Below are 26,875 nucleotides of genomic sequence, written 5' to 3' on the forward strand. Positions count from 1 at the left end.
GATGGTAGTGTGGGGTTTCCCCATGTGAGAGTAGGTCACCGCCAGGCACTTAATACAATGAAGAAGGCTCAACCGTTTGGTTGGGCCTTTTTTATTGCCTGTAGAAAACGTTTTGATGTTGAAGATCAGTTGCCATCAATGATCATAGATGGACGGAGAGAGCTTGCGTAGACGTCTCATATTGGCGCCACGTTTAACTGAGAGTTCGTAACGTTTGGGTATGCCTAAGGCTTTGAGGAATGTAGACTATTAGCTAAGTAAATATTGGACTTTGACAGTTAAATCACTATGAACTTAGATGGCGAATAGTGAAAACACCGTGATTACGCTAGGGTACGAGGTACCATAGTCGAGTAATAGAAAATTAGTATATAGGAGAGCGTGTGACTCTAGCTTGGTTTAAAGGGATCTTTTCAAAGGCGCATCAGGCGCAAACGAAAGTGGTTGTTTTACATTGTGGGTTTCATAAGACGGCAACGACCTCTTTTCAGATGACCTGCAGAAAGAATCGAAGGGCATTAGCTTCACAGTCTTGGCACTACCCAATATTTGGCTTCAAGGGAGAGAAGTTTGCTAATCATTCCGTACCGATCTACTCGGCCTTTTGTAACAATCCGCTCGAGTACTATAAAAATGTCACAGCAGGGTACTCGCAGGCAGAGATAGAACAGTTTAACCAACAAACTCGCGAGCACTTAACACGTATCCTTAAAGGAAATTCAAGAATATTACTCTCCGGCGAGGGGGTTAGTATTCTTAGCAAGGATGAGCTAGAGGCGTTAAAAGCATACTTAACTAGGTTTGGCCATCAGCTAAAGGTGGTTTGTGGCGTAAGATCACCATATAGCTCAACCTGCTCGGCCTTTCAGCAGCAAGTCAAAAGTGGGCGTAGAAGTTCTTTCTCAGATGGACGCGTTCCGCGCAAATCAATGTTAATGACAACGCTTTTAGCGGTCTTCGATGATGACGTTTCGTTTTTCTCATTTGATAACGATTGCCGACACAGCGAAGGGCCGGTAAGTTCATTATTCGCTCGAATAGGTATTTCAGCTGAGAGCTTTAATATCGTAAGGATCAATGATGGTCTGAGTAATTTGTCTACACGCGTCATTGCTGCGATTAACTCTAGTCTTAAGGACGACGACCCCCTCAGACGATCTAAATTTCGGCGAAAGCTGTCTCAGACGAATATCGGAGGTGTTAAATTCCAGCTTACCAAGGAGGAGTATAATCGCACAGAGCGAGCGTTAAAGACTGAGTCAGACTTTATGGCTTCACAGTATAAGCATTTAACGTTTGATAATAGTGTTCACTTCGCTGAGCCTGTTGTGGTAGATCTTCCTACAGCAATTACCCTGATTGGTACTTATTCTAACCCGCAGATCTTTGGTGACGTTGTACTCGACTTCTGCTTAGCTCATTCCGACGGTACTTGGTCAAAGACTCAGCTTCGTAAGGGCCTGGTTTCGCAGTCGCCTGAGCATAAACAGATTGCAGCGAGCCTTAATTCTCAAGGCCTGCTAGACTAATTAATATAATGTTAACTGATTGTCTATTTTCTCTCTATCTATCGGCCCGTGGAAGGGGTATAAGTTAAGCTAGTGTTGCAATAATTCATCATAATTCTTTACTTGAGCCTGTGTGTCCTAACGCTGATAATGTCACTATAAGAGAGGTAGTTATGAGTCAAATTAAGCATTACTCGGTGTTGCTAAGCGAATCTATCGAAGCGTTAGATATCAAGGCAGATGGTATTTATATTGATGGTACCTTTGGCCGAGGCGGGCACTCAGAGAAGATACTTGCGGCACTTGGGAAGGATGGTCGCTTGATCTCTTTTGACAAGGATCCGCAAGCCATAGATTATGCCGAAGCGCATTTTGATGATCACCGTTTCGTTATCCATCACGGCTCGTTTACCGATATGACATCGGTTCTCAATGGCCTTGGAATCGATTCAGTCGATGGAATACTATTAGATTTAGGTGTTTCTTCACCGCAGTTGGATCAAGCTGATCGTGGCTTTAGTTTTATGAAAGACGGGCCGCTTGATATGCGAATGGACACCTCGAAGGGGCAGTCTGCAGCGGATTGGATTGCTAAAGCAGAGCACGGAGAAATGGCATCGGTGTTTAGGCGTTATGGTGAGGAAAAGTTTTCCGGTCCCATCGCATCGGGGATACTTCGAGCGCGTGAGAAGGAAGCAATTACTACTACAGCGCAGCTGGCTAAAGTCATTGAAGATTCAACACCCAAGAAGGACCGAAATAAACATCCAGCTACCCGTGTTTTCCAGGCAATTAGAATTTTCGTAAATAATGAACTCGGAGATGTCGAGGATGTCCTAGAGCAGTCGGTAGGTCTTTTGTGCTTCGGAGGACGGTTAGTTGTTATTTCATTCCACTCACTTGAGGATAGAATTGCGAAGCACTTTATTCGCGACAAATCTAAGGGTAAGAAAATTCCTAAAGGCGTTCCAGTCATGGGTGATGCCGAACTTGGGCCATTGGCCATTGAGTCAAAGGCTATAAAGGCGTCTGCAGCGGAGATTTCAGAGAATGCTCGCAGCAGAAGTGCGGTCATGAGAGTTGCATCTAAGAGGGTAGAATGAAGTCCTACTTACTAGTATTTGGTTTGTTAATTGCCATCATCCTTTCGAGTGTAAAGGTCGTTGCTGGTAGCTATAGTTCGCGCCAAATGTTTAGTCAACTTCATGAGTTAGAGCAAGGCTATCGTGCATTAATTGTAGAGCGTGGGCGATTACTTATCGAGCGTTCAAGCTTAACCACGCCCGCGAAGATCGAAGCTAAAGCTCGGGACGAGCTACAGATGCGGGTGCCAACTGTAGATGAAGTTAGAGTAATTAATCCGTGAGCAGTAAGCTTAAGTCGGTAAAGCGCGCTACTAATTCAGCCGAACAGCGGTTGTATAGCGGTCGCTTCGCCTTTGCGGTATTAGTGCTGCTGCTGCTCCCATTAGCACTAATAGTTCGACTAGGCATCTTGCAGGTTGTGCCGGAGGGCGATCAAGGTTTCGAATTCTTACAGGACCAAGGTGACGCTCGTAGTATTCGTGAAGTGGCTATTCCTGCCCATCGCGGAATGATCACTGATCGTAACGGCGAGCCATTAGCGATATCAACACCCATGACGACAATTATCGCTAATCCCCGTCTATTGATTCCCTCAGGTGGAGAGACAGAGGAAGAAATTGCTCTGGTACGGCAGCTGGCAGTGGCCCTTGACCTCGATTCCCAAGCGTTACTCCGAAGTCTCAAATCTGCGAGTAATCGTCAATTCTTCTACCTTAAACGACGGATGCCTCCGAGTGAAGGTCAGCGTGTCCTCGAGCTAGATATTCGAGGCGTTAGTGCTACGACCGAATATCAGCGCTATTACCCAGCGGGAGAGGTAGCAGCCCATATAGTTGGCTTTACTGGTGCTGATGATCGTGGTCAAGAGGGTATTGAGTTACTCCGCGACAATGAGTTAACGGGTACTAACGGCAGCCGAAGGGTCGCTCGAGACCTACTCGGTAAGGTTGTTCGCGACTTAGGTGTGGTGAGCTCCCCACAGATGGGGCAGGACATTCAGTTAAGTATCGATATGCGTCTTCAATATATTGCCTATCGTGAGCTCAAAGCCGCCGTCATTCGTCATCAAGCGGAGGGTGGCTCCATTGTTGTAGTGGATGTTGCAACGGGTGAGGTTTTGGCGATGGCCAATCAACCCAGCTATAACCCAAATAATCGCGCTAGCTTCATTCCCGGGACTACCCGAAATCGAGCATTAACGGATGTCTTCGAACCGGGTTCAACTGTTAAACCGCTTTCAATTGGTTATGCACTGGAAACGGGTTTATTTACCCCCGATTCAATCATCGATACGTCTCCCGGATGGATTCGCGTTGGTTCGAAAACGCTTTTGGATCCGGTGAACTATGGTGAGATGTCTTTGACTAGAATTATTACGAAGTCTAGTCAAGTGGGAACGACCAAGATAGCGCTGCAACTCGATCCTAATGAGCTTCGTGATCGTCTCTATCAATATGGCTTAGGTCAGAAGACAGCGACAGAGTTTCCCGGCGAATCGGCTGGAACACTTCCAAGCCAAATGGTTTGGTCGGATATCGGTCGCGCGAATGTAGCCTTTGGCTATGGTTTGAGCGTCACGGCTACACAGCTAGCAAGTGCCTATGCCACGATAGGTAATGGTGGTATTCATGTGCCGGTGCATTTAGAACGCAATGACTTTGATTATCGGGCAATGAGCAGCCGTGTTCTTTCTCCAGAAATTAGCCAACAGATTGTGGAAATGATGGCCACGGTCACAACGCTTGAAGGCTCGGGAAGAAATGCTAGGGTCCCTGGTTATCATGTAGCGGGCAAGACTGGCACAGCGCATAAGGTAGGAGCGGAGGGATATATGGGTGCTTCGTATCGCTCGCTGTTTGCAGGAGTCGCGCCGGTAGATACGCCACGGCTTGCTGTAGTGGTTGTGATAGACGAGCCTACCGCGGGTGGGCATTTCGGTGGCGAAGTGGCGGCACCTGCTTTTGGTAAGGTTGTGGCCGACGCTATGAGATTACTCAACGTAGCGCCATCTACTTCAACTTCGATTGATTAGAGAGAATTATGTTTTACACCGATATTGATGAATTCAAAGTCGCGCTTCAGGGGATTGATATCACCTCAATCACGAGTGACAGCCGAAAAGTTGTCCCGGGTAGCGTATTTTTTGCCATTCGAGGTCATGTCGAAGATGGCCATAGTTATATTGAGAATGCTAAACGTCGAGGTGCAATTGCGTTAGTCACGGAAAGCTTTGTCGACTGCGCGCTACCCACCCTAGTGATGGCAGACATTCGTCATCAGGCGAGTGGCGTAGCACATAGAATATTGGGTTTCGATTACCCGTCACTCGTGGGTGTAACGGGCACTAACGGCAAATCGACGATATCCACTTGGATCGCGACGGCGCAGGATTACCTTGGGTTGCCCTCAGCAGTGATTGGGACGTTGGGAGTGCTTCATCTTCCCACAAAAACGACCTTTTCAACCGGTTTGACAACACCCGGTGCAGTGGAAATGCAGTCGGTATTAGCGCAGTTGTCATCGCTAAAAACGGATTGTGTTAGCCTTGAGGTCTCGTCCCACGCGCTTGATCAAGGCAGAGTTGCCGACCTCCCATTTAAGACAGCAATCTTTGCAAATCTGAGTAGAGATCACCTTGATTATCATCTTACGATGGACGACTACTTTGAATCGAAAGCAAAACTATTTACTTCCGATAGTCTAAAAACTCGAATTATCAACGGCGATGACGAATATGGACAGCGACTGCTCCAACGCTATCCCGAGGCGATTAGCTACGGTTTTGCTTCGACAAATCGAGTCGTCGCGAATGATGTAAAGTTTCACCCAGCGGGAATGGCCTTTTCGCTTATCATCGATGGGCAGTCGATTCGAATTGAAACCGCTATTTTGGGGCGCTTTAATGTACAAAATTTGTTAGCGGTTGCGGCTCAACTCAATAGCGATGGTTACCCTATAGAGAAGATTGGTGAGGCGCTATCCGTTTTGAAGCCCGTTTCGGGGAGAATGGAGCAGGCTGGGTCAGCGGGTTTATCGGTAATTGTGGATTACGCACATACGCCTGATGCTCTGACCCAAATTCTCGCGTCGTTAACCTATCATACCAACGGCAAGCTCTGGTGTGTGTTTGGTTGTGGTGGTGATCGTGATCGTGGCAAACGCAGCGAGATGGCCGCTGCCGTTGAGGCGAGCGGTGCTATTGCCATTTTGACCTCTGATAATCCACGTACTGAAGATCCGCGACAAATCATCAATGACGCACAACAAGGTTTTGACTCCGACGATTACTATGTCATCGAGAGTCGCTCGGAAGCTATCCAATTTGCCATTAAACAGGCGGCAGAGAGTGATCTAGTGGTGATAGCTGGTAAAGGGCACGAGGATTATCTTGATGTTGATGGCAAAAAGCTGCCCTGGTCCGAATTTGAACAAATCCGTAAGGCGATTGCACTCAGAATGGAGGCTTCGCAGTGATTGGATCGCTCGTTCTTGCTGATTTACATGAAGAGTTCGGTGGGGCGCTAATTGGTGAAAGCGTTGAGTTTGACTCTATTTGTACTGATACTCGCACGCAGCAGCCGGGTTCGCTCTTTGTGGCGCTTAGCGGCGAACATTTCGATGGTAATCAATTCGCATCGTTGGCTCAGTCGAAAGGAGCCTGTGCGGTGGTGGTTTCGGAAGCGCAGGATGGTTTAACCATTCCTCAGTGGGTAGTCGAAGAGCCGTTGATAGCCTTGGGTCAGATGGCTGCGATGGTTCGTAGTCGCTTTCACGGGGTCGTTATCGCAATCACGGGATCAGCGGGCAAGACAACCCTGCGTGCAATGTGTGAAGCTATTTTATCATTAGAGGGTAGTACTCACGCTACGCAAGGTAATTTCAATAATGAAATTGGTGTCCCAAAAACACTGTTTGAATTAACGGATGAACATCGCTTTGCCGTGGTGGAAATGGGCGCTGGTAAGCGCGGCGACATCGCCTATTTATGCGGTATCGCTTCCCCTGACGTGACCGTAGTCAATAATGTCCTTCCCGCTCATATCGAAGGCTTTGGCTCATTAGAAGGCGTAGCAGAAACTAAAGGGGCGATCTACAATATTGGTTCAAGAGGAATTCGTGTACTTGATGTAGATAGCCCTTATTTCAGTGATTGGAATCGAGCGTATCCGAGCGGCGAGGTGATTCGAATTGCTAATACTGCGGAGAGTACTGCTGATTACTGGGTTACCTCCGTCTCGGTTAACTGTGATGGTCAGCCTAGTTTTTTACTCCATACGCCCAAAGGGATTGTGCCGATAAATTTGCAACTATTGGGAACACATAACGTTCACAATGCGCTAGTAGCTGCGGCATTATGCAGCGCGGTCGGAGCATCGCTTGAATCGATTGAAGCGGGCTTAAGGCACGTTACAGCGGTTGCTGGACGAATGTCAGCCAAGCGAACTGCGGCGGGAGCACGGTTGATTGACGATAGTTACAATGCTAATCCCGGTTCAATGAAGTCAGCACTTGACGCACTGGCCGTGCAACAGGGCAAGCGTATTTTTGTGATGGGCAACATGGCTGAGCTAGGTATTGATAGCGATGCGATGCATCGAGATGTTGGGCGTTACTGCACGCCTGATCGACTAGATTTATTGGTAACTGTCGGCGAGAGTGCACGGTTGGCTACCGAGGAATCACCGGTCAGCGCAGAAGCTTTTTCCTCACACAATGAGGCGACCGAATTTCTTCGCCAATTTGATCAAGATCAATCGGTGATATTGGTTAAAGGTTCAAGAAGTGCGAGAATGGATCAAATAATTACTAACCTTTTATCTAAGGATTAATACATGCTGTTTTGGCTTGCCGAGCTTCTCTCCGAACACTATGCAGTTTTTGGCGTTTTTAAGTATTTGACGCTAAGAGCGATTTTGGGTGCAGGAACTGCTTTGTTCATATCTCTAGCATTAGGCCCAGCGTTGATTCGCTATCTAGTTAAGCTCCAAATTGGTCAGGCCGTTCGAAATGATGGGCCACAAACTCATCTGGTGAAATCAGGTACGCCAACAATGGGTGGAGCACTAATTTTACTGTCTGTTGGCAGTTCGGCACTACTCTGGGGTGATTTACATAATCCCTATCTCTGGATTGTTGTGTTTACGACGCTCGGTTTTGGAGCAATTGGCTGGGTTGATGACTATCGCAAGGTTGTTGAGAAGAATGCACGGGGCCTCCCGGCGAGATGGAAATACCTCTGGCAGAGTGTAGTAGGACTGGCGGCCGCGATTACGCTGTACGTTATTGCTGAAGTACCCGCTTCAACGCAATTATTTATACCCTTCTTCAAGGATGTTGCCATTGATCTTGGCATCTTCTTTATTATCTTGTCTTATTTCGTCTTGGTAGGCTCTTCCAATGCGGTAAACCTTACGGACGGCTTAGATGGCTTAGCCATTATGCCTACCGTAATGGTCGCGGCGGCTTTGGGTATCTTTGCGTACGTTTCCGGTAATAGTGTTATGGCTGAGTATCTGTTTATGCCGTTTATTCCGGGAACCGGAGAATTGATTGTATTTTGCGCGGCTATGGTTGGTGCAGGACTGGGCTTCCTCTGGTTTAATACCTACCCGGCGCAGGTTTTCATGGGTGATGTGGGCGCGCTCGCATTGGGAGCAGCACTGGGTGTTGTCGCTATCATTGTTCGTGCTGAAATCGTCTTCTTCGTAATGGGTGGGATCTTTGTTATGGAGACGTTGTCGGTCATTATTCAGGTCGCATCCTTTAAAATGACTGGGAAGCGAGTATTTCGAATGGCACCATTACACCACCATTTTGAACTGAAGGGGTGGGCTGAACCGAAGGTGATTGTGCGTTTTTGGATTATTACTCTCGTGCTGGTTCTAGCTGGCTTGGCGACGTTAAAGCTACGATGATGATTGCTTCCAGTAAACGACGATTGATCGTTGGAACGGGAGTTACCGGCTACTCTGTTGCACGCTACTTAGATCGCAAAACGCTACCCTTTGACGTTTTTGATACGCGACCTAACCCGCCAAACGAAGCGTCGATATTAGCACTTCAGTACTGTAGAGGTCGTGTTAAAGCGCCGCTTAATCTTGAATTGCTAAAAAATTATGATGAGGTTGTTATTAGTCCGGGCGTTGATGCAACGCAAATACCTTGGAGCGAATATCAAGGGGCGGGTGGGGTCATCACCAGTGACGTAGAGCTTTTTCTCGACGAGTTTTCCGGTAGGGTAATCACCATAACGGGTTCGAATGGCAAATCGAGTGTTACCGATATGACCGCGTTCGCCCTTCAGGAGATGAATGTTAAGGCTGTAGCGTGTGGCAACTTTGGCATACCAGTGTTAGATGTCCTCTCGCAGCAGGTAGATTATGCAGTAATTGAACTCAGTAGCTTTCAAATTGATCTCCTGCCAAAAGTTCCGAGTGATGTAGCGGTGCTACTCAACCTTAGTGAAGATCATTTGGATAGATATCATACTATGTTGGCTTATCACCGATCCAAACAGCGTATCTTTTATGGTGCCGCCGCGGCTGTCGTCAATCGAGACGACCCGCTCAGTACGCCTCTATCGGTTCCCGAGAACCAGCAACTCCACTTCAGGCTTTCTAATCCAGATCTAAAGGAACTTGGGCTACGGAGACTAGATGAAGGATATGCCTTAGCAGATGGTGTTCAGAATCTAGCATTGGTTTCGGATTTTAAGGTTTATGGGCGCCATAACTGGGCAAACCTATTAGCGTCTATAGGCTTGCTTAAGACCTTAGGTTTCGAATCGTCGGCAGTCGCCAAAGTGCTTTTGGAGTATCGCGGGTTGGCTCATCGAACGGAATTTGTGGGCGAGTTCCGCGGCATTCATTTTGTTAACGATTCTAAAGCCACGAATGTAGGCGCTACTCGCGCAGCGTTGAATGGTCTCGATGCAAGCAATCTTCACGTTCTAGTGGGGGGAGATGGCAAGGGGGCTGATTTTAAAGAATTAGCGTTAAGCAAGTCTCAAGCTGAAGTGTGCTGGTATGCATATGGTGCGGACCAGTCGAAGTTGCAAGCAGCGCTTAGTATTCCCGAAGAGAATTTAGCTCCAACTCTTGCCGACGTCTTTAATCTTGCTGTTTCAGCCGCCGAAGAAGGCGACATCGTTTTATTATCGCCTGCCTGCGCTAGCCTGGATCAATTTGAAAATTATCAACAGCGAGGGGATGCCTTCAAACAGCTCGTGGAGGCGCTAGGTGTTTCGGACGACTAACTGGGGAAGTTTTTGGCAGGCGCAAGATCGTTGGTTTTTAGCGACGGTCGTTACGTTAGTAGCCCTGGGCTTTGCAATGGTTGCATCCGCATCATCCGATTACTCAGCTCATCATCATGGCACTATTTATTATTTTTCAGTTCGACATGCCATCTACCTTTTGATCGGGCTCGTTGGCCTTAGCCTCGCCGCGTTCATTCCACTTAAAGATTGGTACGCACTGTCGTTCCCACTCTTCATAGCTGGCGTAGTACTGCTCGTCGCGGTTCTGTTCTTTGGCACCAGTGTAAATGGTAGCCAACGGTGGATTCGTCTGGCAGGATTTAGCCTCCAGCCCTCTGAATTCATGAAGGTTGGGATGGTTCTATTCATCGCGAGATATATAACAAAATTTCAGCAGGATCTCTCAACTCGGACTTTGTATTTCTTTCGACCGCTATTGGCGGTGCCTCTAGTAGCGCTTCTCCTCTTAGCTGAGCCCGACTATGGTGCTACCGTACTCATTTCCGCAACGGTGATAGGTATGCTGTTCCTCTCGGGCGCGCCGCTGTTACCTTTTATCACCCTGATGATTGGCGTACTTGGGTCGGCCTATTTCTTAGCTATATCCTCTCCCTATCGCCTAGCTAGATTGACAGGCTTTGCCGATCCGTGGGCAAACCAATTTGATTCGGGTTATCAGCTCACTCAGTCGTTGATTGCTTTTGGCCGGGGACACTTGACGGGAGTGGGGTATGGTAACAGTGTTCAAAAACTGATGTTTTTACCGGAAGCGCATACTGATTTCGTCTTTGCGATCTGGGCAGAAGAGACCGGATTTTTCGGTGCGGCGCTAATCATAGCGTTGTTCACGTTGTTGGTTACTCGATTATTTATGATCTCTCGTAAAGCGCTAAAACGTAATCAACCCTTTATTGCGTGGACCGCCGCAGGATTTGCCTTTCTAATTTCGGGGCAAGCATTTATCAACATGGGCGTAGCATCCGGGCTGCTACCCACCAAAGGTTTAACGCTTCCGTTCATTTCCTATGGCGGTAGTAGTTTGTTAGTCTCGTTAGTCATGGTTGGCATAGTCATGCGTTTGTGTGCGGCGATGAATCAGTCGGCAACCCGAGTGCGAAAGCCACAGGGTAAAGCCATGGAGGGTGTTGAAGAACTATGAAGCGAGACCGATCGAAGAAAACCATTTTATTGATGGCTGGTGGCACTGGCGGACATGTAGTGCCAGCACTTGCAGTCGCAGCTGAGCTGGTGGCCCGAGGCTATCAAGTAGAGTGGTTAGGCAGTGAGCGTGGCATAGAGTCAACGCTAGTGCCTAAGCAGGGCATAACGTTACATAAATTCCCAGTGGTTGGTATTCGAGGAAAGAATCCTCTGCTGCTGATGAAGGCGCTGTTCGCGCTGATGATTTCTATCATTTCGGCATTTAAGTTATTAGGGCGGATTCGACCTTTGGCGGTAGTAGGAATGGGCGGCTTTGCCTCCGGCCCGGGTGCTGTGGCAGCGAAGCTTCGAGGTGTGCCGATAATAATCCACGAGCAGAATGCCGTGGCAGGAACGACTAATCGTGTGCTGGCGCGACTTGCATCGAAAGTTTTATCAGCATTTGAGAATGCGCTTCCAGCAACTGTTATTGGTAATCCAGTTCCAAAGTCCGTGGCCGAAATTAAGGCAGTACCTAGCTCCCGAGTGGGTAGCGATACACGAATGCTTGTGATGGGTGGTAGTCTCGGAGCGCAGGCGCTCAATGAGATGATGCCTAAGGCCTTAGGAAAGCTACCTGAGGACAGACGCCCGACGGTTGTTCATCAATGCGGTCGGGGACGGGTTGCTGAAACGCAAACAGCCTATAACGATCAGGGTGTTAACGCTGAAGTGGTTGAATTCATCGATACGGTTGCGGAACATTATCGTCATTCGGACTTTATTGTTTGTAGATCGGGTGCATTGACGGTTAGTGAGATTGCGTGTGCAGGCCTGCCCGCTATTCTCGTACCGTTTCCGTTTGCCGTTGATGACCATCAGACCGCTAATGCAAACGTATTAGCAACGGTCGGAGCAGCGAAGATCCTTCAGCAAAGCGATTGGAGTGAGGCTAAGGTTTCTGGTTTACTGGATGAATTAACGAATAATCCAACTCTTCGCGCAGCGTATTCCTCAGCGGCTACGTCGGTCGCAATCCGTGATGCAGCTGTTCGAGCTGTTGATATAATAGAGAATGTCAAATGAACGAGTTAGCTCCTATGCGACGAATAAAGCGGATGCATTTTATTGGCGTTGGTGGCGTTGGGATGTGTGGTATCGCCGAAGTCTTTCAGAATTTAGGCTACCAAGTTTCTGGCTCCGATCAAAATGCAACCGAAGTTACACAACGACTTGAGACATTGGGTGTTCAGGTGTTCTATGGTCACGATAAAACTAATGTCGACGGTGTTGATGTAGTGGTCGTTTCCTCCGCGATTAATGAAAAGAATGTTGAAGTGTTGGCGGCGAGAGAAGCCCGTACCCCAATCGTTAAACGAGCGGAAATGTTGGCTGAGTTGATGCGCAATCGCCATGGGATAGCAGTAGCTGGGACACATGGTAAGACAACCACAACAAGTATGTTAGCATCCGTTTTTCAGCGCGCGAATTGCGACCCAACCTATGTGATAGGTGGCAAACTAAATCATGCCGGTACGAATGCAGCACTCGGGCGCAGTCGTTATATCATCGCGGAAGCGGATGAGAGTGACGCCTCGTTCTTACATCTGCAGCCTATGGTTTCAATTGTGACGAACATTGAAGCTGATCACATGGATACCTACGAAGGCGACTTTGATAAGCTTCGCGCTACCTTCGATAATTTCATTCAAAATCTACCATTTTATGGTCTAGCTGTTATTTGTGTTGATGACGTTGAAGCGGCCGAATTGGCAGCGCGTTGTCCCCGTCCTACCGTTACCTATAGCATTGATAACCCGGCAGACTATCGTGCAACCCAGCTGCAATTTGACGGCCATAACACGCATTTCGTAGTCGAACGTCCAGATCAGCGTTCAGCGCTTAATATCAGTTTGACCATCCCAGGCCGACATAACGTTTTAAATGCGCTCGCAGTGATTGCGGTCAGTTCTGAAGAGGGCCTTAGCGACGAAGATATTGAGCAGGGCTTGTCCGGTTTCGAAGGAGTAGGCCGGCGTTTTACCGTTAAAGGAGAGTTCCCCTTTAACGATGGCGAGATCATGTTAGTTGATGACTATGGTCATCACCCAACTGAAGTCAGTGCTATTGTCTCTGCGGTGCGTGAAGGTTGGCCTGATCGTCGTCTTGTTATGGCCTATCAACCGCATCGTTTCTCCAGAACACGTGATCTCTTCGATGAATTTGTCGAGGCCTTAAGTGCCGTAGATCAGCTGATTTTACTCGATGTCTATTCGGCTGGTGAAGAGGTGGTCGTTGGCGCTGATTCAAAGTCCTTGGCGCGCAGTATTCGGACCCGAGGCCGAGTAGACCCGATACTCTGTTCAGAACTGGAGCAGGTACCCGCAATCCTGGATGATATTCTTAGACCGGGCGATATCGTATTAACGCAGGGCGCTGGTAATGTAACCCAGCTAGCAACGCTGCTGGAAAAGAAGTTTCAATCATGACTCATTGGCAATCTAAGCGAGTCGCTGTGCTCTATGGCGGTAACTCTTCAGAACGAGAGGTCTCTCTCAATAGCGGACAGGCGGTTTTTGACGCGTTAAAGCGCCTGAACTACGATGCTCACCTCGTGGATACACAATATGATGCGATAACTCAGTTAACGGCGCTTAAACCTGATGTCGCGTTTATCGTCTTGCATGGGCCGGGTGGAGAAGATGGACGCATTCAGGCACTCTTGGAGGCATTAGAGGTTCCCTATACCGGATCTGATGTTGCCTCGTCCGCTATCGCGATGGACAAAGTTAAATGTAAGCTGATTTGGCGAGGTTTAGATCTACCCACAGCGAACTACCAACTCTTCAGCGCCTCATCAAGCTTTGAAGATCTATCGGCTGATCTAGGATTGCCATTTTTCGTTAAACCCGCATGTGAAGGATCAAGTATTGGTGTTACGAAGGTGAGTTGCTCGCAAAGCTTTAGCCGGGCCCTAGCTGACGCAGATCGCTTCAAAGGAGGCATGTTGGCCGAGGCCTTTATGTCGGGGCGAGAGTTTACCGTTCCTATCCTTGGTGGTGATGCCTTCCCATCTATTTCTATGGTTCCTACAAAGGAATTCTATGATTACGAATCAAAGTATCTTCGCGATGATACCAGCTATTTAATCCCCAGTGGCTTGACTGCTGCTCGAGAACAGCTTATCCAAGAACTGGCTAAAAAGGCCTTCGAAGCTATTGGTTGCCAAGGATGGGGGCGAGTGGACTTTATCGAGAGTGCCGACGGTGAGTTAAATCTTTTAGAGCTAAATACGGTTCCTGGAATGACGAATCACAGTTTGGTGCCTATGTCATTGGCAAGCGTTGGGGTTGAATTTGACGCGATCGTAGAACGTATATTGAACCTTGTTGAGGCTGTTTAGTGATTAACTGGCGACGCTGGCTTATTTTGACCGGGTTGGGGTTAGTTATATTTGGCATTGGACGTTTAGCGTATATCGAATATCAACAGCGCGTTAGTAAAGTCGTTGTAGTAGGTAGCCTGCAATATGTGAATCCAATTGAGATTCAGGAATTGGTGAACCCAATCCTAGAGACGAATTCCTTTTGGGGGGTTTCGTTAGATAGTTTTGCGCAAACCCTCATGAGTCTTTCCTGGATTGAGTCGGCAAACGTTCAACGCCGAGCTAATCGAACTATCTACTTGCATCTTACTGAACAACGTCCAATCGCTCGGTGGAACGATGACGCGCTGTTAAACCGTCATGGTGAACTCTTCTCGCATGAAGGGCGCCAACTCGATACCTTTTCGTCACTCCCTCGGCTTTCTGGACCAGCGGTGTTATTAGATCAACTGTTGAGTGAATACCGAATGTTTAATGATACTTTGCGCGATGAAGGCGTGACGGTAAAGGTGCTTGCCGCAGCGGAAGACGGTCAGCGCACAATTCAGCTAAATAACGATGTACAGGTGCTATTCGGTACTTATAATATTGACGACAAGATATTGCGCTTTGCAGCATTGTGGAACACACTATCTAATGAGCAAAAAAGCAATGTGCACCGTATCGATATGCGGTATGATAATGCGGCAGCAATCGCATGGCATAATAGCGATACATAATAATTTACTAGCTTGTAATAAGAAGAGTGATTGAATGGCGACGTCTCAAGAAGACAACCTCATAGTTGGTCTCGACATCGGAACTTCAAAAGTTGTGGCAATCGTCGGCGAATATAATGACGAGGGCGAGATCGATATCATTGGCTTCGGCTACCATAAGTCGCGCGGCCTAAAGAAGGGCGTGGTGGTGGATATTAATGCCACGGTAGATTCAATTCGTCGAGCGATTAGTGAAGCTGAAACCATGGCTGGCTGCTCTATTCATGGTGTTTACGCCGGTATAGCGGGTAGCCATATCCGCAGCTATAACTCTCAGGGCGTTGTCGCGATTAAAGAGCGTGAAGTTAGCCAGATGGATATCGATCGAGTGATCGAATCGGCTAAGGCTTTGGCACTTCCTGCGGACCAACTTATTCTTCATACCCTACCGCAAGAGTATTTAATCGATTCTCAGGATGGCGTTCGTGAACCTCTCGGTATGAGTGGTGTCCGAATGGAAGCGAAGGTTCATTTGGTAACCGGCGCACAAACAGCCGCACAAAATATCATCAAATGTATCGAAAAATGCAACCTCGAAGTCGAAGAGTTAGTACTCGAGCAACTCGCGTCCAGCTACGCAGTCCTTACTCAAGATGAAAAAGATCTGGGTGTCTGTTTGGTAGATATCGGTGGCGGTACCAGTGATATCGCCGTCTTCTCTCAAGGTGGCGTGCAATATACGGCAAATATACCGGTTGCTGGCGATCAGGTTACGAGTGACATTGCTCACGCCTTGCGGACCCCAACCAAGCACGCCGAAGAAATCAAGATGAAGTATGCATGCGCGTTGACGGAATTAGCTCGTGAAGATGAGACTATCAAAGTTCCAAGTGTCGGCGATCGTGAACCAAGAGATCTGTCACGCCTTACGCTTGCGGAAGTGGTGGAGCCTCGGTACGAAGAGCTGTTTATGCTCATTCAGCGCGAATTAAGACGTGCTGGTTACGAAGATTTATTACCCGCTGGTATCGTACTGACCGGCGGTACGGCGAAGATGGAAGGCGTGGTGGAGCTTGCTGAAAGTATTTTCCACCTGCCTGTGCGCCTAGGCAGTCCATCGGGCATGAAAGGTATGACCGATATTATGGATAATCCAATATATAGCACTGGCGTTGGACTAATTCAGTTTGGCGTTGAAAATCGATTAAATGAAATTTCCGATACGCAAACTTCGGGTCCTGGCGTTTGGGCTCGTATTAAGGATTGGATGGCCAGCAACGTTTAACAGCGTTGTGGTTGAAACAGTTAGGAGAGTGATGACATGTTCGACATCGTTAATGACGATCACCAAAATGCAGTAATCAAAGTCATCGGTGTAGGTGGCGGCGGCGGTAATGCCGTTCAGCACATGATTGACAGTCAATTGGAAGACGTAGAGTTCATCGTTGCGAATACGGATTCGCAGGCTCTTCAACGTGTTCCTGCCAGTACAACTATCCAACTTGGTGGCGACATTACCAAGGGCTTAGGAGCTGGTGCAAATCCTGATGTCGGTCGCCAGTCAGCGATGGAAGATCGTGAGAATATTGCCCGAGCACTTGAAGGTGCTGATATGCTTTTCATCACCGCTGGTATGGGTGGTGGTACGGGTACAGGGGCATCACCTGTGGTTGCTGAGATCGCTCGAGAGTTAGGCATTCTAACGGTTGCGGTAGTCACAAAGCCATTTCCCTTCGAGGGGCGTAAGCGCATGCAAGTGGCTATGCAGGGCATCAAAGAGCTTCGTGAGCAAGTGGATTCACTAATTACCATTCCAAATGAAAAGCTACTTGGTGTTCTGGGGCGTCAAACTACACTTCTTGATGCATTTAAAGCGGCCAATAATGTTCTGTTAGGCGCTACTCAAGGTATTGCTGATCTGATTATCCGCCCAGGTCTTATTAACGTGGATTTTGCGGATGTTCGTACTGTTATGTCTGAAATGGGCATGGCAATGATGGGGCAAGGTACTGGTAAAGGCGAAAATCGCGCTGTTGAGGCTACGGAAACCGCTATTCGCTCACCGCTTCTTGAAGATGTTAATCTTCGCGGCGCCCGCGGTATCTTAGTAAACATCACGGCGGGCATTGATCTTACGATGGGTGAGTTCGGTGAAGTAGGCGAGATGATTCAAGAACTCGCTGCTGAAGATGCAACAGTGGTAGTCGGTACGGCCATGGAACCGGATATGAGTGACGAGGTTCGTGTTACTGTTGTTGCGACAGGCTTAGGTTCGGTAGCTCCAGTCCAAGAAACACCTGCGGCCGAAGCAGCTCGTCCAGCGTCGCCTCAGCGCTCCGTCGATTATGATCGTCCACCGTACACTCGGGCTAAATCAAACGTTGCAGCAACGGAACCGTCGACAAGTAGTGCTGCAGCGCCAGTTAAATCACCGACAGGTATGGCTACAGACGCGACAAGAGAGGCCGCTCGGCCATCGTCAACGACAGTCCAGCAGGGGTCAGCAGCGGTAGCTCAGGAGCCCGCAGTAGCAACAGAATCGGATGAGGATAATTATCTCGATATCCCAGCATTCCTGCGTCGACAGGCTGATTAACTAGTCCATTTTTGACTATTAGGGGAATACCCCATATACTGGAGTGATCGAAATCGTATAAGCTTGTCCTAATATTGGATGAGCTTTATTCGTTTTATAGGAATTTATAATGATCAAACAACGCACGATACAACGCGCTATTAAAGGATCGGGAATCGGCCTTCACACAGGGAAAAAAGTATTTTTTACCCTTGTGCCTGCTGCCCCAGATTCTGGCATTGTATTTCGCCGCGTGGATCTAGAACCAGCGATTGATATTCCTGCATCAGCGCTTTACGTTGGCGAAACTACCCTATCTACAACGCTAGTTAAAGATGGCGTTAAGGTCTCCACGATTGAGCACATGATGTCAGCGTTTGCTGGGCTAGGTATCGATAACTTGATTGTTGAATTATCGGCTGAAGAAGTTCCTATTATGGACGGCTCTTCGGCACCCTTTGTTTTTCTTATTCAAAATGCGGGAATTGAAGAGCAAAATGCAGCGAAGAAATTTATCCGCGTGAAGAAGAAAGTATCCGTTAAGGTTGATGGCAAAGAAGCAACATTGCTCCCTTACGAAGGATTTAAAATCAATTTTGAAATTGATTTCGATCACCCTGTTCTTAAAAATACCCGAATGGACTGTGAAGTAGATTTCTCCAACACGTCGTTCGTTGAGGCGATTAGCCGAGCACGAACCTTCGGATTTACTCATGAGATCGAATATCTCCGCTCTAAAGGCCTTGTGCAAGGTGGTTCCGTGGATAACGCAATCGTTGTCGATGAGTTTCGAATCCTTAATGAGGGAGGGCTGCGTTATGATGATGAGTTCGTTCGCCACAAGATTTTGGACGCAGTGGGTGACCTGTATACTGCAGGCTTTGCATTATTGGCAGACTTCCGCGCTTACAAATCAGGACACTATCTCAATAACTTGATCCTCCGCGAGCTGTTTGCTCAGGAAGACGCCTTTGAAGTCGTTACGTTTGATACGGGTGCATCGGAACCAATCCACTACGCGCCAGGGGCACTTAACATAGCGTAAGCTAAATTTACGTGGTACGGGAAGGTCGCATTAGCGGCCTTTTTTATCATTGCGATGAAAGATTCGAAAAATTGAGTGAATAAGTACTTCTCTTTACATGAAGCTTTGGTTAGTCTACGGATAGTTATTAGTTAGGTTGTTGAATAACACACCATGAAATTAATTGTAGTAAACAGTAAACATAATCGCTCGCGTCACCTTTCCATCGGAATGTGGTCGAGCTTTGTGCTGTCTGCGTGTTTCTTAGGTGTGCCAGCAGGTGTCGGCTTCGTGGTAGGGCAGTACCTTAGCGAAGGTGAACAAAGTGAGCTTTTAAATGCTGAGACTATTCAGGCGTGGCAATCAAAAGTTGCTGAACAACGTCGGCAAATGGATGAATTAGCCGAGCAAGAAGGTCTAAATCAGCATGCGATTGAAGTACAACTTGCCGCAATGCAGTCCCAATTACTTCGTATTGATGCTCTCGGTGAGCGTTTAACGGATATCGCCGGAATCGACGGTGATGAATTCGATTTCAGCCAGGCTCCCGCGTTAGGTGGGCCGTTATCGACTCCGAATAACGATCATGATTATGCGCCGAACGTTGATTTTGTAGTAGAGGATGAGGTTGCAAACTTCTCAGCACTGCTAAGCCACCGCAGCGACCAGCTAAACGTTCTCGAATCACTACTGCTTAATGAGAACCAGCAGCGTGCGACACGTTTGGCCGGACGCCCAATTACCTCCGGCTGGCTGTCTTCTCGCTTTGGTTATCGTACTGACCCATTCTCTGGTCGTCGAGCATGGCATAATGGTGTTGATTTTGCAGGTGCTGAAGGCGCCGATGTCATCAGTGTGGCAGCAGGAGTCGTCACTTGGTCGGCTTCGCGACACGGCTATGGAAATTTGATTGAGATTAACCATGGCAATGGCCTAGTTACTCGCTATGGTCATAACAAAGATTTGAAGGTCCAAGCTGGCGATGTGGTTCGACGAGGTGATGTCATCGCCTCGATGGGCTCAACGGGTCGATCTACTGGACCACATGTTCATTTTGAAGTTTACAAGCACGGTCGCGCTGTCGATCCTGCCTCCTACGTAAATCGCACACACCGCTGACCTCTAGTCACAGCTGTAACCAATCGTTTTTCATTTTTATATAACTCTTTCAGGGTCAGTGGCTCATGTTTACTAAATTCGTTACTAAGATCGTTGGTACTAAGAACGATCGCCAAATTAAAAAAATGCGCAAGACCGTTGTGCAAATCAATTCCTATGAAGAAGTTTATCGCGAGCTAAGCGATGAAGCGCTCAAAGATTTAACGATTGATTTTAGAAACCGTATCGAAGCGGGTACGTCACTCGAAGATATTCTGCCGGAAGCATTTGCCGCGGTTCGCGAAGCTGCAGATAGAGCCTTAGGTCTGCGCCACTATGATGTCCAAATGTTAGGCGGTATTGCACTTCACAACGCGAATATTGCCGAAATGCGCACCGGTGAAGGTAAAACGCTGGTAGCTACGCTACCCACCTACCTGAATGCTATTGCCAAGCGCGGGGCGCACGTGATCACGGTTAACGAATATCTTGCGGCTCGTGATGCAGAATGGATGAGACCCGTCTACGAAGCCCTAGGTCTAACGGTAGGTGTCAACGTCCCAGGTCTCTCCCATGAGGAGAAGAGTAACGCGTATAAAGCGGACATCACTTACGGTACGAATACTGAATTTGGCTTTGATTATCTTCGCGATAACATGGCGCATTCAAGTGAGCAGCGCGTTCAGCGGGCACTCAACTTTGCTATTGTTGATGAAGTTGACTCCATTCTGATTGATGAAGCGCGTACCCCATTGATTATCTCCGGTGCAGCGCAAGATTCATCAAAGATGTACCAGTTAGTTAACAAGATGGTTCCAGCTTTGAAGCCGCAACGCGCTGTTGAAGGTGATGAGGTACTGGACGAAAGTGAGCATGGTGATTTCGTCATTGACGAGAAGCATCGCCAGGTTGAGTTGACCGAAGATGGTCACGAGAAAGTCGAACAAATGTTTATTCGAGCGGGCCTTCTGAAGGCTGAAGACTCACTGTACTCGCCAACGAATTTGCAGCTACTTCACTTCATTCTAGCCGGCTTAAAGGCTCACCACCTATTCCACCGCGAGCAGCAGTATATTTTGGCTGAAGGGCAGGTTGTTCTGATTGATGAGCATACCGGCCGAACAATGGAAGGACGTCGTCTCAGTGAAGGGCTTCATCAGGCGATTGAAGCAAAGGAAGGGATGAAGATTCAGCAGGAATCGCAAACGCTGGCGTCAACTACCTATCAGAATTACTTCCGTCTCTACCCGAAACTATCGGGCATGACGGGTACCGCAGATACCGAAGCCTTCGAATTCCGTTCTATTTATGGGCTCGATGTGATTGTGGTACCTACCCATACTGCCGTGCAGCGTAAGGATTTGAATGATCTAATTTATCTTTCGATTGAAGATAAGTACACGGCAATTGTGGCGGATATTAAGGAGCTTCTAAAAACTGACTCACCTATCCTCGTGGGTACGGGCTCAATTGAAGATTCCGAGCTAGTTTCTAAGTCCTTGAAGAAAGCGGGCATCAAGCACGAAGTACTTAACGCTAAGCAGCATGAGCGTGAAGCCGATATTATTGCTCAGGCAGGCCGTCCAGGTTCGGTAACAGTCGCCACGAATATGGCTGGTCGAGGCACAGATATTGTGTTGGGTGGTAACTACGAAGTTGAGCTGTCAAAGTTAGACAAGCCTTCGGAAGAGGAAGTTATCAAGCTTCGAGAAGCATGGCAAAAGCGTCACGACGCCGTTATTGCGGCCGGTGGTCTTCATATTATCGGTACGGTAAGACACGAGTCGCGTCGTATTGATAACCAGCTTAGAGGTCGTGCTGGGCGCCAGGGTGACCCAGGTGTATCTCGCTTCTATTTGTCACTGGATGACGACCTGATGCGTATCTTCGCCTCTGACCGCGTCAAGAACATGATGCAGGCTTTGGGGATGGAGAAGGGTGAGGCCATTGAACACCGTATGGTGACCAATGCAATTGAAAAAGCACAACGTAAAGTTGAAGGTCGTAACTTCGATATTCGTAAATCCTTGCTCGAGTATGATGATATTGCTAACGAGCAGCGCCAAGAGGTTTACCAGGTCCGCAACGAGATCTTAGAGTCAACTGATCTCTCGGAGATGATCCTTCGAATCCGTGAAGATGTTCTTGCTGAAACGGTAGCAGATTACATTCCTGCAATGTCACTGGAAGAGAACTGGGATGTAGAGGGCTTGGAGCGTGTTCTCGAGGCTGAGTTCGCGCTAAAATTGCCAATCTCAGAATGGATTGACGCGGAAAAAGATATCGATGAAGAGCGCATTGCCGAGCGTGTGCTTAACGCTGCCGTTGAGTACTATGAGCAAAAATCTGCTGAGGTAGGTGTGACGATGCGCCTGATCGAGAAGCAAGTTATGTTGCAGGTAGTTGATACGCATTGGAAGGATCATCTCTCCAATATGGATCACCTTCGCCAAGGTGTTAACCTTCGCGCCTACGCACAGAAAAACCCAAAGCAGGAGTACAAACGCGAGAGTTTCGAGTTGTTCTCCGAAATGCTGAGCAATATTAAGACCGAAATGATCCGCTTCCTGTCGGTCATGCAAGTAAAGCGTCCTGATGAGGCAGAAATGTTAGAACGTCAGCGTGCCGAGGCGGCTGAAAAAGAGCGTGCTAATGCGGCGCTTAATCAAAAACCAGCGGCACCCCGGGGGCCGCGCGTTGGACGAAATGATCCGTGTCCCTGTGGCTCGGGTAAGAAGTTCAAGCAGTGTCATGGTCAGTTGAATAAATAAGTGAAGGCTGCCGATGGCAGCCTTTTTTATGGAGAAGAATTATGCCAGTAGGTAAGACCCAAGACGGTCCAGATCTATCCGTAGCGGGATTAGAGATCGCAGTGTTAGAGGCGGGTATTCGTTATCCTGATCGTAAGGATCTTGTGATATTGAGGCTGGAGGCAGGCGCGACGGTTGCTGGGCTTTTCACCTCTAATCGATTTTGCGCCGCACCGGTTCACGTAGCGAAGGCAAATCTTGCCAAAGGCGACATCCGAGCGCTAGTCATCAACACCGGCAATGCCAATGCCGGAACAGGACAGCAGGGTATGGATGATGCCGCGTTAAGCTGCGAACTTGTTGCTACCCAGCTTGGTTATTCCGCGGAACAGGTATTACCTTATTCTACCGGTGTCATTGGTGAGACGCTGCCTATGAAACGTTTTGCAATGGGTGTTGAAAAGGCCTCAGTCGAATCATTTGGTGCCACCTGGTTGGAGGCTGCCACCGGTATCATGACCACGGACACGGTACCCAAATACGCGGCTAGAACCGTTAATGTCGCGGGTAGTCAGGTAACCATTGCTGGTATTTCTAAAGGCGCTGGGATGATCAAGCCTAATATGGCGACCATGCTGGGCTTCGTTGCGACCGACGCTAAAATAGCGCGAGAACACCTCGATACGCTAGCATCGAAGTTGATTGAGCCGAGTTTTAACCGAATCACCGTAGACGGCGATACGTCAACGAATGATGCGGCCATGCTCATTGCTACCGGTGCGAGTGGAGTGGAGTTGTCTCCTAGCGTGCCAGGCTGGGAAGAATTTGAACGGGAGTTGGGTGAGGTATTATTGTTCCTCGCTCAGGCGATTGTCCGCGATGCAGAGGGAGCTACCAAGTTCGTTACCGTAAAGGTTAATACCACAGCAACCTCCGAGGAAGCGCGTTTAGTGGCCTATGCCGTCGCCGAATCACCGTTAGTGAAGACCGCGCTATATGCCAGCGATCCTAACTGGGGTCGAATTCTCGCAGCAGTAGGACGTGCGGGTATCGATGACCTTGACACCGAGAAAGTGTCCATCTATCTCAATGAGGTTGAGATTGTACGAAATGGAGCAGTTTCTCCAGACTACATGGAAGAGGCGGGTCAGGCTGTCATGGATCTAAGTGAGATAACTATCAACATTTCACTTGGTCGAGGTAGTTATTCGGATACGGTGTATACCTGTGACTTCTCCCACGATTACGTATCGATAAACGCTGATTATCGGAGCTAAGGATGGTTCAGCAACATATTGCCATTGGCTTAGTGATATGCCATGGCAAAGCGCTAATTGCCCAGCGCCCGATAGATAAACATCAAGGTGGAAAGTGGGAGTTTCCTGGCGGAAAAGTCGAGGACGGTGAAAGTGCAAGTCAGGCAGTGGTGCGTGAGCTGGCCGAGGAAGTTGGGCTAGTGCTTGCGGAACATCAAGCAATTAGTATTGGCGAGCTAGCTTATCAGTATCCGGAGTTAGCGCTTCGATTCAGCCTTTTTGTTTTCAACGTGGAAAATCAACACGCATTGGCTAGAGAAGGTCAGTTGATAGATTGGTTGGAAGTTGATTTGTTGACGTCGCGAACATTTCCCAAGGCAAATAGGGAGATGATTGTGATGCTAGAGCGCTTTCTTGAACGGGGAGAAGGTCATGTCACGAGTAGTTTATAGTACCGATTCGGGGCGGATGTGTCCCGAGTGCGAGCAACCTGAGGCCAAGTGCCAATGTAAGGCGGTGGAAGCAGTCTCGCTAACCGATGGAGTGGTTAGGCTTCGTTTAGATCGTAAGCGAAAGGGTGCCGGCGTTAGCCAAATTGAAGGGTTAGGTATCGCTGGTGCTGAGCTTAAGAAGCTTGCCAAGGAGCTGAAGGCAAAATGTGCCACCGGCGGTGCGATAAAGGATGGTGTTGTGGAAATACAAGGTGATCACCGTGAACGATTAAAGTCGTTGCTCGAAGCGAAAGGTTACACCGTGAAACTAGCCGGTGGCTAACCGTGGCAACGCTTAAACTTCTTTCCTGAGGCGCACCAACAGTTTGCGTTTCGGGTGGGCAACGATAGCTCAGGCATCTCAAGTTGCTCTCCCTGAGTGTACAGCCACTGATCATTTCGTTGTTCAAAGAGTGAGTGCTCGGAGAGGGTCCCGAATTGACCACTCGCTTCCCATCTTGCCGAAAAACGCACCCAGTTATCTCCGGCACCGTGGATGAGTAGCCTTGTCCAGCGCGAACTATCGAGCGTATCAATCGGTTCAACGGTTTGGGTGCTATTCAGGTAGGGAATTAAGTTCAACGCAAACGCACTGAAGCGGGAACGCATCAGTGCGAGCGGGCTGGCTGCTAGCGTTCCCTCGTGTAAAGGCTTACAACATGCTTGATAAGGCTTTCCGGTATCACAGGGACAAATCATTAGCTTGAGGCTCTGGCCGGATAATCAATGGTTCGTTCCATCACTTGATGATCGTCAGGATTCTCGAACCAGCGTTTTAGACAGTGATAAACCGTGCTAAACGCCAACTCTTCCCAGGGAATCTCATCGTGATGAAAGAGTTTGCATTCCAGTGATTCTTCGCCACAGCCGAATGCGCCGTCGAGCGATGCGCGATAGATGAAATAAACCTGATTAATTCGCGGTACATTAAAAATTTGATATAGAGCGGGGGAGTTAACGTTGGCTTCCGCCTCCTCCCAGGTTTCTCGAAGCGCACCTTCCAGCGTTGTTTCGCCATTTTCCATATAGCCTGCGGGTAAGGTCCAGAATCCATGACGGGGCTCAATGGCTCGGCGACAGAGAAGAATGCGTCCCTGCCCGTCACTAACAAGGGTGCCGACAACCATTTTAGGGTTCTGATAATGTATTTCGTCACACTTGGTACACTGGTGGCGTTCGCGGTTATCACCATTTGGAACTCGCTGTGCCAAATCAGACCCGCAAAAGTTACAAAATTTCATAGGGGCGCCTCGTAATTTACCGTATTATAGTCATCATCAGGGTGCCAAGGTACCTGTGAATATACTAAGGGATATGACCTTTTGTTGGATTATCAAACACTAAAACTCCGCGCGACAGCTTACCAGACGACGCCATTTTTCGCGTTACCCTACAGTCGTTCGGCTTCGGTATTATTTGGTTTGCATCAAGATGATGAGGATTGGCACGTCGTGCTAACTACTCGCTCCCAGCAGCTCAAGCACCACAGCGGTGAAGTTGCCTTTCCCGGAGGGATTATCGAACCTGGGGAGGGACCAATTGAAGCGGCTTTGCGAGAGAGTTGGGAGGAGATTGCGTTGCCTCCAGCACACGTAGAGGTGATTCGCCCGCTATCGTCGTTGGTGTCTAAGTGGGGGGTGCACGTGACCTCGGTCTTGGGTGTTATTGATTCGCTTCCTACGCTCACTGCAAACCCCGACGAAATTGACCAGATATTTAGTGTGCCTATGAGTTTCTTCGTGAGGAAGAATATTAGCGGAACAACCCGAAGCCGACATAAAGAGAGGGCAGTAGCTGTGCCTGAATATCACTACCAAGGTCATCGGATATGGGGTATGACGTCGTATATCATCACTGACGTTGCCAAGCAGCTCTTTGATAGCGATATTAGAATGAAGGAGATTTGAATGTTATTTAAACTTGGAGGTAAGTCTCCTCTGATATACGGCGAACAACACTTTATTGCACCCACTGCAGCCTTGATTGGTGAGGTGGTTTTACATCCCCGTTCTTCGGTGTGGTTTTCGGCTGTTATTCGTGCCGACAACGCACTGATTGAAGTGGGTGAGGATAGTAATATACAGGATGGATCAGTGTTGCATACCGATGCGGGTATCCCGCTCCGGGTGGGTCGTGGGGTGACGGTTGGTCACCAGGTCATGTTGCATGGTTGCGAGATAGGGGATTACTCGTTGATTGGCATCAATACTACTATTTTGAATGGCGCTAAGATTGGTAAATCGTGTATTATCGGCGCGAACTCATTAGTCACCGAGGGAGCCGATATTCCAGATTTCTCTCTGGTTATGGGTTCGCCAGCTAAGGTTATCCGCCAGCTAGACCCATCAACCTATGAGCTGCTCAAAGCCTCAGCAGATCATTATGTGGATAATGCAGAGCGCTATCTTGATCAATTAGAGGAAATCCTATGAGCGTAGCTTCACCTTGTATCGGCGTTTGTGCGCTTGATAATGACGATATCTGTATCGGTTGCTTTCGCACCGCCGATGATATTACCGAGTGGCAGCTATACAGCGAAGAAGAGCAGATTGCCTGTATCAAAGAATCGAATGAGCGTGCTCAGGCTCTGGGTATGAGCCTGTAATA

At 48.4% G+C, this 26,875-nt stretch carries 26 protein-coding genes; 24 read left to right on the forward strand and 2 right to left on the reverse strand.

Annotated features, from left to right (window positions below):
- Nucleotides 1-383: 383 nt before the first annotated feature.
- The 21 genes from Q0698_RS09005 (at nucleotide 384) to Q0698_RS09105 (ending at nucleotide 24,551) form a co-directional block, all read left to right on the forward strand.
- On the forward strand, nucleotides 384-1,529 hold the full coding sequence (locus tag Q0698_RS09005; RefSeq protein WP_298635934.1) for a hypothetical protein: 1,146 nt from the start codon (nucleotides 384-386) through the stop codon (nucleotides 1,527-1,529).
- A 152-nt stretch (nucleotides 1,530-1,681) separates the two neighbouring features.
- Nucleotides 1,682-2,611, forward strand: coding sequence for a 16S rRNA (cytosine(1402)-N(4))-methyltransferase RsmH (gene rsmH / locus Q0698_RS09010; protein ID WP_298635936.1), 930 nt, complete (start codon nucleotides 1,682-1,684; stop codon nucleotides 2,609-2,611).
- Nucleotides 2,608-2,874, forward strand: a complete 267-nt coding sequence (gene ftsL, locus Q0698_RS09015) for a cell division protein FtsL (RefSeq protein WP_298635939.1) — start codon at nucleotides 2,608-2,610, stop codon at nucleotides 2,872-2,874. Before rsmH ends, ftsL begins: the two co-directional genes overlap by 4 nt.
- Complete coding sequence (locus Q0698_RS09020; RefSeq protein WP_298635942.1) at nucleotides 2,871-4,625, forward strand: penicillin-binding protein 2; 1,755 nt, start codon at nucleotides 2,871-2,873, stop codon at nucleotides 4,623-4,625. Before ftsL ends, Q0698_RS09020 begins: the two co-directional genes overlap by 4 nt.
- 8 nt (nucleotides 4,626-4,633) lie before the next feature.
- Nucleotides 4,634-6,067: a UDP-N-acetylmuramoyl-L-alanyl-D-glutamate--2,6-diaminopimelate ligase gene (locus Q0698_RS09025; RefSeq protein WP_298635944.1), complete on the forward strand. Its 1,434-nt coding sequence runs from the start codon at nucleotides 4,634-4,636 to the stop codon at nucleotides 6,065-6,067.
- A complete protein-coding gene (gene murF, locus Q0698_RS09030; protein WP_298635947.1) occupies nucleotides 6,064-7,422 on the forward strand; it encodes a UDP-N-acetylmuramoyl-tripeptide--D-alanyl-D-alanine ligase in 1,359 nt (452 codons plus the stop codon). The genes Q0698_RS09025 and murF overlap by 4 nt, the downstream gene beginning before the upstream one ends.
- A gap of 3 nt (nucleotides 7,423-7,425) precedes the next feature.
- Complete coding sequence (mraY, locus tag Q0698_RS09035; RefSeq protein WP_298635949.1) at nucleotides 7,426-8,508, forward strand: phospho-N-acetylmuramoyl-pentapeptide-transferase; 1,083 nt, start codon at nucleotides 7,426-7,428, stop codon at nucleotides 8,506-8,508.
- Entirely contained in the window at nucleotides 8,451-9,848 is a 1,398-nt protein-coding gene (murD, locus tag Q0698_RS09040; RefSeq protein WP_298635951.1) for a UDP-N-acetylmuramoyl-L-alanine--D-glutamate ligase, read from the forward strand. The genes mraY and murD overlap by 58 nt, the downstream gene beginning before the upstream one ends.
- Complete coding sequence (ftsW, locus tag Q0698_RS09045) at nucleotides 9,832-11,010, forward strand: putative lipid II flippase FtsW (protein ID WP_298635954.1); 1,179 nt, start codon at nucleotides 9,832-9,834, stop codon at nucleotides 11,008-11,010. The genes murD and ftsW overlap by 17 nt, the downstream gene beginning before the upstream one ends.
- Nucleotides 11,007-12,077 (forward strand): undecaprenyldiphospho-muramoylpentapeptide beta-N-acetylglucosaminyltransferase, encoded by a 1,071-nt coding sequence (gene murG, locus Q0698_RS09050; protein WP_298635957.1) that lies wholly within the window; start codon nucleotides 11,007-11,009, stop codon nucleotides 12,075-12,077. The genes ftsW and murG overlap by 4 nt, the downstream gene beginning before the upstream one ends.
- Nucleotides 12,078-12,091: 14 nt before the next feature.
- The gene (gene murC / locus Q0698_RS09055) at nucleotides 12,092-13,480 is read left to right on the forward strand and encodes a UDP-N-acetylmuramate--L-alanine ligase (protein ID WP_298635960.1); all 1,389 of its coding nucleotides are present in this window, start codon (nucleotides 12,092-12,094) and stop codon (nucleotides 13,478-13,480) included.
- Nucleotides 13,477-14,394, forward strand: a complete 918-nt coding sequence (locus tag Q0698_RS09060) for a D-alanine--D-alanine ligase (protein WP_298635962.1) — start codon at nucleotides 13,477-13,479, stop codon at nucleotides 14,392-14,394. Before murC ends, Q0698_RS09060 begins: the two co-directional genes overlap by 4 nt.
- Entirely contained in the window at nucleotides 14,394-15,095 is a 702-nt protein-coding gene (locus Q0698_RS09065; protein WP_298635964.1) for a cell division protein FtsQ/DivIB, read from the forward strand. The genes Q0698_RS09060 and Q0698_RS09065 overlap by 1 nt, the downstream gene beginning before the upstream one ends.
- 34 nt (nucleotides 15,096-15,129) lie before the next feature.
- On the forward strand, nucleotides 15,130-16,359 hold the full coding sequence (gene ftsA / locus Q0698_RS09070) for a cell division protein FtsA (protein ID WP_121876574.1): 1,230 nt from the start codon (nucleotides 15,130-15,132) through the stop codon (nucleotides 16,357-16,359).
- Nucleotides 16,360-16,395: 36 nt separating this feature from the next.
- The gene (gene ftsZ, locus Q0698_RS09075; protein WP_298635968.1) at nucleotides 16,396-17,670 is read left to right on the forward strand and encodes a cell division protein FtsZ; all 1,275 of its coding nucleotides are present in this window, start codon (nucleotides 16,396-16,398) and stop codon (nucleotides 17,668-17,670) included.
- A 109-nt stretch (nucleotides 17,671-17,779) separates the two neighbouring features.
- Complete coding sequence (gene lpxC, locus Q0698_RS09080; protein WP_298635971.1) at nucleotides 17,780-18,694, forward strand: UDP-3-O-acyl-N-acetylglucosamine deacetylase; 915 nt, start codon at nucleotides 17,780-17,782, stop codon at nucleotides 18,692-18,694.
- 153 nt (nucleotides 18,695-18,847) lie between these two features.
- On the forward strand, nucleotides 18,848-19,792 hold the full coding sequence (locus Q0698_RS09085; protein WP_298635973.1) for a M23 family metallopeptidase: 945 nt from the start codon (nucleotides 18,848-18,850) through the stop codon (nucleotides 19,790-19,792).
- Nucleotides 19,793-19,857: 65 nt separating this feature from the next.
- On the forward strand, nucleotides 19,858-22,542 hold the full coding sequence (gene secA / locus Q0698_RS09090; RefSeq protein ID WP_298635975.1) for a preprotein translocase subunit SecA: 2,685 nt from the start codon (nucleotides 19,858-19,860) through the stop codon (nucleotides 22,540-22,542).
- Between the two features lie 41 nt (nucleotides 22,543-22,583).
- Complete coding sequence (gene argJ / locus Q0698_RS09095; protein ID WP_298635977.1) at nucleotides 22,584-23,798, forward strand: bifunctional glutamate N-acetyltransferase/amino-acid acetyltransferase ArgJ; 1,215 nt, start codon at nucleotides 22,584-22,586, stop codon at nucleotides 23,796-23,798.
- Nucleotides 23,799-23,800: 2 nt separating this feature from the next.
- Entirely contained in the window at nucleotides 23,801-24,229 is a 429-nt protein-coding gene (gene mutT, locus Q0698_RS09100) for an 8-oxo-dGTP diphosphatase MutT (protein ID WP_298635979.1), read from the forward strand.
- Nucleotides 24,210-24,551, forward strand: coding sequence for a stress response translation initiation inhibitor YciH (locus tag Q0698_RS09105; RefSeq protein ID WP_298635982.1), 342 nt, complete (start codon nucleotides 24,210-24,212; stop codon nucleotides 24,549-24,551). The genes mutT and Q0698_RS09105 overlap by 20 nt, the downstream gene beginning before the upstream one ends.
- Here Q0698_RS09105 and Q0698_RS09110 read toward each other — a convergent pair.
- Nucleotides 24,548-24,967, reverse strand: coding sequence for a YchJ family metal-binding protein (locus Q0698_RS09110; RefSeq protein ID WP_298635984.1), 420 nt, complete (start codon nucleotides 24,965-24,967; stop codon nucleotides 24,548-24,550). The two genes, Q0698_RS09105 and Q0698_RS09110, sit on opposite strands and share 4 nt — an antisense overlap.
- Entirely contained in the window at nucleotides 24,967-25,509 is a 543-nt protein-coding gene (locus Q0698_RS09115) for an NUDIX hydrolase (protein WP_298635986.1), read from the reverse strand. The genes Q0698_RS09110 and Q0698_RS09115 overlap by 1 nt, the downstream gene beginning before the upstream one ends.
- An 81-nt stretch (nucleotides 25,510-25,590) precedes the next feature.
- On the opposite strand from Q0698_RS09115, the gene Q0698_RS09120 reads away from it, so the two are divergent.
- The 3 genes from Q0698_RS09120 to Q0698_RS09130 are packed head-to-tail and all read left to right on the forward strand — an operon-like array spanning nucleotide 25,591 to nucleotide 26,873.
- Nucleotides 25,591-26,175 (forward strand): CoA pyrophosphatase, encoded by a 585-nt coding sequence (locus Q0698_RS09120; RefSeq protein ID WP_298635988.1) that lies wholly within the window; start codon nucleotides 25,591-25,593, stop codon nucleotides 26,173-26,175.
- Nucleotides 26,176-26,700, forward strand: coding sequence for a gamma carbonic anhydrase family protein (locus tag Q0698_RS09125; protein WP_298635990.1), 525 nt, complete (start codon nucleotides 26,176-26,178; stop codon nucleotides 26,698-26,700).
- On the forward strand, nucleotides 26,697-26,873 hold the full coding sequence (locus tag Q0698_RS09130) for a DUF1289 domain-containing protein (protein WP_298635992.1): 177 nt from the start codon (nucleotides 26,697-26,699) through the stop codon (nucleotides 26,871-26,873). The genes Q0698_RS09125 and Q0698_RS09130 overlap by 4 nt, the downstream gene beginning before the upstream one ends.
- Nucleotides 26,874-26,875: the final 2 nt, after the last annotated feature.

It is taken from the genome of uncultured Umboniibacter sp. (genome assembly GCF_947497555.1).
Taxonomy (GTDB): Bacteria; Pseudomonadota; Gammaproteobacteria; order Pseudomonadales; family DSM-25080; genus Umboniibacter.

Excerpts from the sequence above, each read along its gene's own strand:
- ftsA (WP_121876574.1), top strand. The coding sequence starts at position 15,130 with ATGGCGACGTCTCAAGAAGACAACCTCATAGTTGGTCTCGACATCGGA.
- rsmH (WP_298635936.1), top strand. The coding sequence starts at position 1,682 with ATGAGTCAAATTAAGCATTACTCGGTGTTGCTAAGCGAATCTATCGAA.
- mraY (WP_298635949.1), top strand. The coding sequence starts at position 7,426 with ATGCTGTTTTGGCTTGCCGAGCTTCTCTCCGAACACTATGCAGTTTTT.
- Q0698_RS09130 (WP_298635992.1), top strand. The coding sequence starts at position 26,697 with ATGAGCGTAGCTTCACCTTGTATCGGCGTTTGTGCGCTTGATAATGAC.
- Q0698_RS09025 (WP_298635944.1), top strand. The coding sequence starts at position 4,634 with ATGTTTTACACCGATATTGATGAATTCAAAGTCGCGCTTCAGGGGATT.
- Q0698_RS09105 (WP_298635982.1), top strand. The coding sequence starts at position 24,210 with ATGTCACGAGTAGTTTATAGTACCGATTCGGGGCGGATGTGTCCCGAG.
- mutT (WP_298635979.1), top strand. The coding sequence starts at position 23,801 with ATGGTTCAGCAACATATTGCCATTGGCTTAGTGATATGCCATGGCAAA.
- Q0698_RS09115 (WP_298635986.1), bottom strand. The coding sequence starts at position 25,509 with ATGAAATTTTGTAACTTTTGCGGGTCTGATTTGGCACAGCGAGTTCCA.
- secA (WP_298635975.1), top strand. The coding sequence starts at position 19,858 with ATGTTTACTAAATTCGTTACTAAGATCGTTGGTACTAAGAACGATCGC.
- murC (WP_298635960.1), top strand. The coding sequence starts at position 12,092 with ATGCGACGAATAAAGCGGATGCATTTTATTGGCGTTGGTGGCGTTGGG.
- ftsZ (WP_298635968.1), top strand. The coding sequence starts at position 16,396 with ATGTTCGACATCGTTAATGACGATCACCAAAATGCAGTAATCAAAGTC.
- Q0698_RS09085 (WP_298635973.1), top strand. The coding sequence starts at position 18,848 with ATGAAATTAATTGTAGTAAACAGTAAACATAATCGCTCGCGTCACCTT.
- murG (WP_298635957.1), top strand. The coding sequence starts at position 11,007 with ATGAAGCGAGACCGATCGAAGAAAACCATTTTATTGATGGCTGGTGGC.
- Q0698_RS09110 (WP_298635984.1), bottom strand. The coding sequence starts at position 24,967 with ATGATTTGTCCCTGTGATACCGGAAAGCCTTATCAAGCATGTTGTAAG.
- argJ (WP_298635977.1), top strand. The coding sequence starts at position 22,584 with ATGCCAGTAGGTAAGACCCAAGACGGTCCAGATCTATCCGTAGCGGGA.
- lpxC (WP_298635971.1), top strand. The coding sequence starts at position 17,780 with ATGATCAAACAACGCACGATACAACGCGCTATTAAAGGATCGGGAATC.
- ftsL (WP_298635939.1), top strand. The coding sequence starts at position 2,608 with ATGAAGTCCTACTTACTAGTATTTGGTTTGTTAATTGCCATCATCCTT.
- Q0698_RS09125 (WP_298635990.1), top strand. The coding sequence starts at position 26,176 with ATGTTATTTAAACTTGGAGGTAAGTCTCCTCTGATATACGGCGAACAA.
- Q0698_RS09060 (WP_298635962.1), top strand. The coding sequence starts at position 13,477 with ATGACTCATTGGCAATCTAAGCGAGTCGCTGTGCTCTATGGCGGTAAC.